Below are 10,452 nucleotides of genomic sequence, written 5' to 3'. Positions count from 1 at the left end.
TACTGCGTTTCATACCTAAATTTTAACAAATTTAAGTTATCTAGGACAGCCCCAATAAAAATATTTTTTATTATTGCTAGCTATAAACTTTTTTATTACTGCTAATAAAAATTGTTTGTTAATCCTTTCTGACATTTGCAAAATGGAAGAACAATTAAAATAATTTTAATATATTGAGTTTTAAGCTAGAAGTAAGAAATTTTAGTTATTAGTACAGCCGCAAATATTATAATCTTAAATATAATTGACAGTATTATTATGTAAATATATAATAATTTATTAAATAAAAAATTAGGAGAATAAAAAAATGAAAAAGCAAATATTTATGATTGCAGTGATGATATTTATTATTATCTCCTGTAAATCAGGCGGAAGTAAAGATGTAATAACTATCAATGCAGGACCTCAGCCTAAAACAATAGATCCAAGTCTAAATACTGCATTAGACGGCTGTTATTATATAATTCACGCTTTTGAAGGCTTAACTACAAAATCTAAAGACGGAAAAATAGTAGGAGGAGCTGCTGAAAATTGGGAAATACTTGATAACGGCACTAAATACATATTTCATTTAAGAACTAATGCAAAATGGTCTGACGGAAAACCTGTTATTGCTTCAGATTTTGTATACAGCTGGCAGAGAGTGGTAGACCCTGCAGTTGGAAGCCAGTACAGCTTTCAGCATGAACCTGTAAAAAATGCTAAAGCTATAACAGCTGGTAAAATGCCTGTTGATAGTTTAGGCATAAAGGCTTTGGACGATTATACTTTAGAAGTTATATTAGAAGCACCTACTGCATATTTTTTGGATTTGGCTGCTTTTACAACATTCTATCCTGTAAGAAAAGATATAGTAGATGAATACGGAGACAGCTGGAGTTTGAATGCAAATACATATATAGGAAACGGACCATTTAGAGTTATTGAAATTAATCAAGATGAAAGCATAATAATGATAAAAAATACTAATTATTGGAATATAAATGAAGTTGTACCAGAAAAATTAAAATTTGTGCTTATGCAAAATGAAACTGCATCTGTTGCAGGAATTAAAGAAGGTTCTATAGATTTTTCAAAAATACTTCCTACACAGGATATACAATCATTAATGAAAGAAGGCTTATTACAAATAAAACCAATGCTGGCATCATATTTTTACTGCCTAAATGTAACAAATGAAGTATTAAGCGATATCAGAGTACGAAAGGCTCTTGCATTAGCTATAGACAGAAATTATATAACAGAACAAGTTACTAAAGGCGGAGAGATTCCTGCTAATGCTTTTGTTCCTTACGGCATTAATGATGCTGAAGCTGGAGAAAGCTTCAGAGAAAACGGAGGAGGATTTTTTGATATAAGCGAAGAAAATTATCAGAAAAATATAGAAGAGGCAAAAAAATTAATGGCTGAGGCAGGATACCCAGACGGTAAGAATTTTCCTGTATTTGAGTTCAAAGCAGACCCAGGATTTCATATAGCAATATTTGAGGCTGTTCAGCAGATGTGGAAAGAGCATTTAGGAATAGATACAAAAATAGTTCAGGAAGAATGGGCTGTATTTCTGCAAACTAGATATGATAAAAATTTAACTATGTGCCGCGGAGGCTGGTTCGGAGATTTTAATGATCCTATAAACTTTTTAGGTTTGTATGCAAGCTACTCTCCAAATAATTACAGTTCATACAGCAATGCTCAGTATGATGCATATATACAAACAGCACTCACTACAGGAGATCAAAAAATAAGAATGGAGGCTATGCATAAAGCTGAAGAATTATTAGTTAATAGTTTTGCCATAATACCTATGTATTTTTATACTGAGCCTCTGCTTGTTAATCCTAAATTAAAAGATGTTTATTATGACGCATTATCTATGCATAAATTTGTATATACAAGCAAAGAATAAATCATAAAATATAAAATAAATAATGAGCATTGATTTATAAAAATCTATGCTCTTTTTTTTATTTAAATTTTTATTTAAAATTAAATAATTTTTTATTTTAAAAAAAATATTATTAAACAAATAATAATAAAAAATTACAAAAAATATATAGCTATTTTTTTTTTTGTATAGTAATATATTCTAGTTTAATAATAAAGTTTAATTGAAAGGTATAAGTTCATAACTTATTATATTATTTATTATGAGAATATTACTTGCAATAACAAGTTCAATATCTGCATACAAAACTCCAATGCTGGTTAGTATGCTGAAAAAACAAGGGCACAGCATTATTTGTGCGGTTACCCAAAATGCTAAAAATATGGTTGGATTAAAAGCACTTGAAACTATGAGTGGAAATAAAGTTATAACAGATCTTTGGAAAGAAGATGATGTTTTAAGACATATTAATATAAATAAAGAAACTGATGTATTACTTATAGCCCCTGCTGATGTAAATATCATTGGAAAAATAGCTAATGGTATATGCGATGATGCTGTAAGTACAATTGCATGTGCATATACCCAAAAAAAATATTTTGCCCCTGCTATGAATCCTAATATGTGGATTAATAAAGCAAATCAAAGAAATGTTAAATACTTAATAGAAGAATTAGAATATGAATTGATAAGTCCTGAAAATGGGGATATGGCTTGTAAAGATGAAGGCATAGGAAGACTTGCAAATATTGATTCTATAATAAAAGCTGTAACTTTATCAGAAAGTTCAGAATCATTAAAGTATAATAATATAAGATTTACTATTACATCAGGAGCCACTAAAGAATGGATTGATCCTATAAGATATATAACTAATAATTCCAGCGGTAAAATGGGAGCTTCTATATATCAGGAAATATCTTCAAACGGAGGAATATCCGTATATATAGAAGGGCAGGTTAATAACCCTTTAACAGTAAATAAAAATGATAAAAAAATAAAAATAGATACTACAAAAGAACTTCAGGATAATGTATTAAATGAACTTGATAATACAGATATACTTCTTATGGCAGCGGCTCCTTTGGATTTCAGACCATCTAAAATTTTCGATAAAAAAGTAAAAAAACAAAATATTAACACTATAGAATTAACTGCAAATGATGATATATTAGCTTCTACAAAAGAAAAAAAGAAAAACAGTACATTGATAGTATCTTTTGCTGCTGAAACTGCTCAAAATGATGAGGAATTAAAAAATTATGCTCTTGATAAGATGAATAGAAAAGGGGCTGATATGATAGTAGCAAACAAAATAGAAGATTCTGTAGGCAAAGATACTAATAAAATAACTATATTTTTTAAAGACGGAAGATTCAAATCCTATCCTACTTTAAAAAAAATAGAATGTGCAAAAGAAATAGTAATTGCAGCTGTTTCCGAATGGAAGAAAAAACAATATTTAAAAAGCGATTAACAAAAAATAATATTAAGGATTTTAATAATGAGTTATCTTTATGAAATAAAAGAAATCAGTAAAGTATATGGACATGGCGGCGGTGCTACTCAGGCATTAAAATCAGTCAACCTTATAATAGAAGAAGGAAAACTTACTGCTATATTAGGACCAAGCGGCTCTGGTAAAAGCACTTTACTTAATATATTAGGAGCTTTGGATAAGCCTACAAGCGGACAGGTATTATTTTTAGGAGAGGATATTTCAAATTACAGTAATAAAAATCTTGCAAAATTCAGAAGAGAAAATATAGGATTTGTTTTTCAAAGTTATAATTTACTGCCTAACCTTACAGCTATAGAAAATGTTGAGTTTTCTACAGAGATAACAGGGCTGTCAAGAGATAATGCAGAAGAGGCTTTGAAATTATTAGGACTTGAACATAGAATAAAGCATTATCCTACAGAATTATCAGGCGGAGAACAGCAGAGAGTGAGTATAGCCCGTGCCATAGCAAAAAAACCTAAAGTAGTATTATGCGATGAGCCTACAGGAGCTTTGGATAATAAAACAGGTGTTATGGCTCTTAAAATATTAAGAGATTTAAATAGAAATTTAGGAACAAGCATAGTATTAATTACTCATAGTAAGGAAATAGCTAAAATGGCTGATACTGTGGTAAAAATATTAAGCGGAGAGGTATTAGATAAATATGATGTGCCGAATCCTTTGAATCCTGAAGATATAGAATGGTAAAATAAAATAAATGAGTTAATAATGATAAATATAAAAACTAAACTATTATTCAGAAAAATAAATAAGCAGATTGCAATATTTATGTCGGCAGTATTTATAGTAACTTTGGCTGTGCTTTTCTTTGTTGCTGTAAAAACTGTATATAGAGATTTTAAATTGGCAGCAGAAAATTATTTTGATAAAAATGTATTAGATGATTTGGTATTGTTTGGAATATTTAATAATGATGATATAGAAATGCTTAAAGATATTAAAGGCGTCGATAAAGCTCAAGCAAAGCATAGATTTCAAGGAAAGATAGAAGATATTGATGCTATTATTTACGGAACAGATAATTCTGAAAATAAAATTAATGAACCCTACATATATGAAGGCAAATCAGAACTTAAAACTAATGAGGCTGCTGTAAATAAAAATTTTGCAGATGCCAATAATTTAAAATTAGGCGATACTGTTGAATTAATTTTTAATGATAAAACAAATTCTTTTATAATAGCTGCTTTAGTATCATATCCTAATTATGTATTTCTTTTTAAAGACGGAGCAAGCACTGCATCCGAAGCTAAAGATTTTGCCGTAATAGAAATAAGCGAAGATCATTTTAATTATATACCTTATAATTCAATATATATAAAATATACTGAAGATGCTAATAAAAGAAATATTGAAAATTTAATAAGAACTAAATTAAAGCAAAAAATATTTTTCTTCACAGACAGAGAGCAGTCTGTAAACTATGTAAATTATGAACAAACTTTGCTTCAAATAGATTCATTTTCATATATCTGCCCTTCTATACTTCTTCTTATGGCTATACTTCTTCTTTATATTATTCAAAGAAGAAATGTTGCTGTTGAAAGAAAACAAATAGGCATAATGAAAGCAATAGGGCTTACAGATTTTTCTATAATGTTTATGTATATTAAATATTCTTTTTTGGTATCATTTTTCGGAATACTATTAGCATTTATTGCAAGCAAATTACTTCTTCCTCCTATATTCAAAGCATTGGGAAATATATTTGATATGCCTAATTTTACTTATAATATTTATATAGATTTATGGATAATATCAGCATTTATTATATTATTCGTATGCATATTTTCTAATCTTTTAGCTGCTGTATCAATATTAAAATTAAATCCTGCTCAGTCTATGAGAGGAGACCCTCCTAAAAGTTCAGGCAAAATATTGATAGAAAAATTAAAAATTTGGAATAAGCTTTCTTTTAATACAAGATATGCTGTAAAAAATGCTTCAAGAAGTAAAACAAGATATTTAGCCTCTCTTTGGGGTATGTTTGCTGCTATTAGTATGACTATATTTGCTCAGGGATTTAATAATTCATTTGATTATTTTTTATATACTTTATATGAAAAATTTGCCTTATACGATGTTAAAGCTGCAATAAATCCGACAAAATGGGAAGATAATTCTGATATACTTACAAACAGCGGCATTAAATATTATGATAAGGCGGCAGTTTATCAGTCAAGATTATACTCAGCTTTTAAAGATAATGCAGAAAGCTTTTATGTGCCTACTCTAATATATAAAGACGGTTTTTCTTCTATTGATATACCTAATAATAATCAAAAAGAAGATAGTGTAATGATACCTAAATATTTGGCTGAAAAATTAAATGTTAAGGAAAATGATTATATAGGAATAGAATTATATACGCTTGGAAACAGCATATCAAGAAGAGTAAAGGTAAGTAAATTTGTAAATCAGCAAGGTATGTTTTATATTTATATGGATAAGGATTTTGCTGAAAATACATTTGATATTGAAGATGTTTATAATAATATTTTTATAACTGCAAAAGATGATGTTACTGAAGATGATATAAAAAATATATTAGATGACAGCAAGGAGGTTTCATATTATAGTTTTAGAAACGATGAATATGAAGCTTATAAAAATCAAATAGCTACTATATATTTATTGGTACAAATACTTATATTTATAGCATTTTTACTTGGGGCAACTTCTCTTTACGGAGTAGGCGTTATCACTCTTGCTACTAGAAGATATGAATTCACATTGCTTAAAGTTATGGGATACACTACAAAAGAAATTATGATAGCATCTCTTAAAGAAACTATTACTCAGGTTATAATAGCAATACCATTAGGCATAGCAGCAGGATACGGAATATTATATTTAGTAAAAAAACCTTTTTCAAGCAAGTTATTTTCATTTGTGCCTTATGTATATGAATCAAGCTATATACTTGCTATGATACTGCTTGTAGCTGTTATAACATTTGTGTCAATTATAAGTATGCATTATATAAATAAATTGGATATGGTTGAAGGATTAAAAGACAGAGAAGAGTAAATTATTTTTTATAAGCATAAATAAAAAATTATATTTATATACTTGACTTTTTTTTTTATTATTGTACAATGATAATCACTTTGCTGGTGTAGCTCAATTGGCAGAGCAGCTGATTTGTAATCAGCCGGTTGCGGGTTCAAGTCCCATCACCAGCTCATTTTTCATTTCAATACTTTTAATAATAATCTGATATAAAAAAATACTTATAATTAAGCGTTTCTATTTCGATAATATATAAAATTTATTTATTAGGAAACAGATATGTTTAAATTAAAAGATTTAATAAGCAGGAAAGGATATTTTGTAATAGCAGAAGCAGGCTGCAATCATGAAGGGGATTTAAATACTGCAGTTAAGCTTGTTCAAGAAGCAGCAAAATCCGGTGCCGATGCGGTAAAATTTCAAAGCTTTACTCAAAAAACTCTATTTGCTCCTAAAGAATATACTAAAGCATTAAAATTAAAAGAAAATGCACTTGACAATATTGATAATATAATATTAAAAAAAGAATGGTATGAACCTCTGATAGAAGAAGCAAAAAAAAATAAAATTATGTTTATAACAACTCCTTTTTCTATAGAATCTATAAATGATATAGTAAGTTATGATATACCTATAATAAAGATAGCATCATGCGATATAGATAATATACCTCTCCTTTATGCTGCTGCAAAAACAAATAAGCCTATAATACTTTCTACAGGATTGGCTTTAAATAAAGATATTAAAGAAGCCCTAAAAATATTAAAGAATAATGAAGTGGCATTACTGCATTGTTCTGTTGAATATCCTACTCCTATAAAAAATGCAAGACTTAACAGAATATCGGTTATGCAGAAATTATTTAAAAATAATATAATAGGATATTCTGACCATACAATAGGAATAGAAGCTCCTATTATTGCTGTTTCTTTGGGTGCTAAAATAATAGAAAAACATTTCACTATAACACCAGAAAAAGAAACTGGAGATCATATTATCAGTTTAGAAAAAAATGCTATGTCTGAAATGATAAGCTCTATAGATAAAACATTAACTATGCTTGGAGGCAGTGCTGCAAGCAAAAAAGAACATATATTAAGCAAACAGGAAAAAAAAGAACTTGTATATGCTAAAAGAGGTATTTACCTTAATCATGCTATGCTTAAAGGCGAAACTATTACAGAAAGAGATTTAATAGCTTTAAGACCTTGTGTAGGAATAGCGGCTAAAGATTATAAAAAAGTTCTTGGAAAAGTTTTGAAAGTAGATAAAAAATCAAATACTGCTTTAAGTTTTAAAGATTTAAAAAAATAATCATATAAAAAACAGTTTTATTAAATTTTAAACTTTATTTTTAATTATATATTATAAATTTATAAAAACTAATATTAGTAAAACTCTTAATATAATAAGAACTGTTATTTTTTATATATTAACTCTCAATTAAATAATAAAAAATTATTAAAGAAGTCTTCCTTTCATATCTATGCATAAATCAAGAAGAGAGACAGCAAGTGCAGACTCTATAACAGGTACAGCTCTCACAGCTATGCATGGATCATGACGCCCTTTAATAATAAGAGTTTCTTCCTCTTTAGTTTCTATATTTAAGGTTAATTGTTCTTTTGATATTGAAGGAGTTGGTTTTATTACTATATTAACTACTATAGGCATACCATTTGATATTCCTCCTAATATACCGCCGTTATTATTAGTTTTTGTTTCTATAGTTTTTATATTATCATTATTTTTTATTGTATAAGCATCATTACATTCGCTAGCCTTATAATTGACAAAATCAAATCCAAGTCCGAAATCCACACCCTTTACAGCAGGTACAGCAAATAAAGACTGAGCTATTCTGCTTTCTATAGATGAATAAAAAGGATCTCCGAAACCAGCAGGAATATTAAATGCGGCGGCAGTTATAATACCTCCTACAGAATCCATATTCATTTTGGCTTCTTCAATAGTACTTATCATTTTATTCATAGCTTCATCATCAAATACGCTTAATTCTTTATTATAATTATTAATAAACTCTTCATAGCTTGGAAAAACATTATTAGGATATTTATCTTTTATATTGTATATCTGCTTAATATGAGCTGCTATATTAATATCAAATTTTTCTTTCAATGCCAATTTAGATAAAGCACCTGCAAATACTAAAGGGGCGGTAAGTCTTCCTGAAAAATGTCCCCCCCCTCTTATATCATTAAATCCTTCATATCTAAGCATAGCAGTATAATCGCTATGAGAAGGTCTTGGGGTAGTTTTTAAATTAGCATAATCAATGCTTCTTTTATTTTCATTTTTTATAATTGCTGCTATAGGCATTCCTGTGCTTTTAGATTCAAGAATTCCAGATAATATTTCAACTTTATCAGCCTCATTTCTTGCGGTTGTGAGTTTGGAATTTTTAGCCCTTCTTCTGTCCATTTCTTTATTTATAAATTCATTATCTATATTAATACCATAAGGAAAACCGTCTATAACACAGCCTATAGCCTCCCCGTGAGATTCGCCAAATAAACTTATTTTTATATTATTTCCAAATACGCTTCCCATTATATATATTCCTAAAATATAATTTTATATTAGTATATATTATTTTTTATAAACTTTCTATATTAAGCATCATAATTTAATATTAATATAATGAATTTATATATTATATTTTTAATACAGTTTTTATTTAAATAAAGGATTTCTAAATTTTGTTTTGAAATTTTAATATGATTTGACTATAATACTATTATATATTTTTTATTCTATATAACAAACAAGGCATCTTGTAAGTAAATTACTCACATCATCAAATCTAAACATAATTTTATAACCTAAATCAAGATTTTCAATCCATTTTTTTATTCTAAACATTTGCCCAAAAGCAACCCAATCATGATATGCAGCAATCAAAAGAATAGGTTTATCTTCTCTTATTATTTTTTCAGCTCCAATTAAAGCATTTTCTTCAAAGCCTTCTATATCTAATTTTATCAAACCAACCCTATTTTTTCTATCTTTTAAATAATCATCTAATTTTACAATATCTGCATATTTGGATACATTTCTTGATGCAGATAAAAAAGTGGCTCCTGAATCAACTGAACCGTTAGAATTTATATATAATTTTTCATTTTTATCGCTTATTCCTAAGTTGCAAGGTATAATATTATCTTTTTTGTACTTTATAATATTATCTTTCATTATATTGTAATTATTTTCATCTGGCTCAAATGAATATATAGAACTAAACTCATATTGGCTAAACAATATTGCCGTATCGCCTATAAAGCCTCCTCCGTCAATAAAAATAGAATCTTTCAATTGAGTATCTATATATTTTTTTGGAACATAAGATAATCCGCTTTTAAAATATAAATGATCCAATCCTAAAAAATCAATTTTATCAAATTTCTTTTTATATTCATAATAAAGATACTCGCTATTAAAATAAACCATCTCTTGTTCTTTAGTAATTAAATTTAATGATGTATTAGAAAAAACTAAATACCTTAAATTACATTCTATAGGGCTAAATTTAACTTGATTTAGAAAACATTCTAAATATATGAAATCTTCATCGTCCATATTCTTTTTAAAATCATTAATATCATTAAAAAATCCTTTATAATCTCTTCTATAATACTGAGGCATATATGATAAATAACTGCCGTAATTTAAAAGCACCATGCCTTTATCTTTATATTCTTTTTTCAATTCTTTAATATTATTACTTTTTTCTTTTTGTATTATATCAGAATATTTATCTAATAATTCATATCTAACAGCATTTCTCTTTTCAGAATTTGAAATCCACCACACTTTTTTATCTATCATTTTTTCTGTTTTTGTTTTTTCCAGCATATTATACCCCTAATTATCAGAAAATAAAAAAAAGACTCCTGCATAAATTATGCAAGAGTCCTAATATATTTTTTATAAATAATAAAGATATTATTTTATGTTTGTTTGTTTGTTTGTTTGTTTGTTTGTTTGTTTGTTTGTTTGTTTGTTTGTTTGT

At 27.5% G+C, this 10,452-nt stretch carries 7 protein-coding genes and 1 tRNA gene; 6 read left to right on the top strand and 2 right to left on the bottom strand.

Going from position 1 to position 10,452, the window contains the following annotated elements; all coding sequences use genetic code 11:
- Positions 1-307 precede the first annotated feature (307 nt).
- The 6 genes from QZ288_RS08560 to QZ288_RS08535 all read left to right on the top strand — a co-directional run bounded on the left by QZ288_RS08560 (position 308) and on the right by QZ288_RS08535 (position 7,736).
- Positions 308-1,906: a peptide ABC transporter substrate-binding protein gene (locus tag QZ288_RS08560; RefSeq protein ID WP_295157715.1), complete on the top strand. Its 1,599-nt coding sequence runs from the start codon at positions 308-310 to the stop codon at positions 1,904-1,906.
- Positions 1,907-2,147: 241 nt separating this feature from the next.
- A complete protein-coding gene (gene coaBC, locus QZ288_RS08555; protein WP_295157712.1) occupies positions 2,148-3,362 on the top strand; it encodes a bifunctional phosphopantothenoylcysteine decarboxylase/phosphopantothenate--cysteine ligase CoaBC in 1,215 nt (404 codons plus the stop codon).
- 27 nt (positions 3,363-3,389) lie between these two features.
- Entirely contained in the window at positions 3,390-4,097 is a 708-nt protein-coding gene (locus tag QZ288_RS08550) for an ABC transporter ATP-binding protein (RefSeq protein ID WP_295157709.1), read from the top strand.
- 21 nt (positions 4,098-4,118) lie between these two features.
- Complete coding sequence (locus QZ288_RS08545; RefSeq protein ID WP_295157706.1) at positions 4,119-6,440, top strand: ABC transporter permease; 2,322 nt, start codon at positions 4,119-4,121, stop codon at positions 6,438-6,440.
- Positions 6,441-6,522: 82 nt separating this feature from the next.
- Positions 6,523-6,595: transfer RNA gene (locus QZ288_RS08540), tRNA-Thr, on the top strand.
- A 106-nt stretch (positions 6,596-6,701) separates the two neighbouring features.
- The gene (locus QZ288_RS08535) at positions 6,702-7,736 is read left to right on the top strand and encodes an N-acetylneuraminate synthase family protein (protein WP_295157704.1); all 1,035 of its coding nucleotides are present in this window, start codon (positions 6,702-6,704) and stop codon (positions 7,734-7,736) included.
- Between the two features lie 147 nt (positions 7,737-7,883).
- Here QZ288_RS08535 and aroC read toward each other — a convergent pair whose 3' ends face one another.
- Both aroC and QZ288_RS08525 read right to left on the bottom strand, forming a co-directional pair.
- Positions 7,884-8,993, bottom strand: coding sequence for a chorismate synthase (gene aroC / locus QZ288_RS08530; protein WP_295157701.1), 1,110 nt, complete (start codon positions 8,991-8,993; stop codon positions 7,884-7,886).
- A 198-nt stretch (positions 8,994-9,191) separates the two neighbouring features.
- Complete coding sequence (locus tag QZ288_RS08525) at positions 9,192-10,295, bottom strand: FkbM family methyltransferase (RefSeq protein ID WP_295157699.1); 1,104 nt, start codon at positions 10,293-10,295, stop codon at positions 9,192-9,194.
- Between the last annotated feature and the right edge of the window lie 157 nt (positions 10,296-10,452).

Origin of the sequence: uncultured Brachyspira sp., from assembly GCF_910578695.1 — a bacterium.
GTDB lineage: Bacteria > Spirochaetota > Brachyspiria > Brachyspirales > Brachyspiraceae > Brachyspira.
The sequence above is the reverse complement of the archived record's forward strand: the minus strand, read 5'-3'. Positions and strand labels throughout refer to the sequence as shown.

What these genes read in the sequence shown, in the direction of transcription:
- QZ288_RS08535 (WP_295157704.1), top strand. Translation starts at nt 6,702, where the DNA reads ATGTTTAAATTAAAAGATTTAATAAGCAGGAAAGGATATTTTGTAATA.
- aroC (WP_295157701.1), bottom strand. Translation starts at nt 8,993, where the DNA reads ATGGGAAGCGTATTTGGAAATAATATAAAAATAAGTTTATTTGGCGAA.
- QZ288_RS08550 (WP_295157709.1), top strand. Translation starts at nt 3,390, where the DNA reads ATGAGTTATCTTTATGAAATAAAAGAAATCAGTAAAGTATATGGACAT.
- QZ288_RS08560 (WP_295157715.1), top strand. Translation starts at nt 308, where the DNA reads ATGAAAAAGCAAATATTTATGATTGCAGTGATGATATTTATTATTATC.
- QZ288_RS08525 (WP_295157699.1), bottom strand. Translation starts at nt 10,295, where the DNA reads ATGCTGGAAAAAACAAAAACAGAAAAAATGATAGATAAAAAAGTGTGG.
- QZ288_RS08545 (WP_295157706.1), top strand. Translation starts at nt 4,119, where the DNA reads ATGATAAATATAAAAACTAAACTATTATTCAGAAAAATAAATAAGCAG.
- coaBC (WP_295157712.1), top strand. Translation starts at nt 2,148, where the DNA reads ATGAGAATATTACTTGCAATAACAAGTTCAATATCTGCATACAAAACT.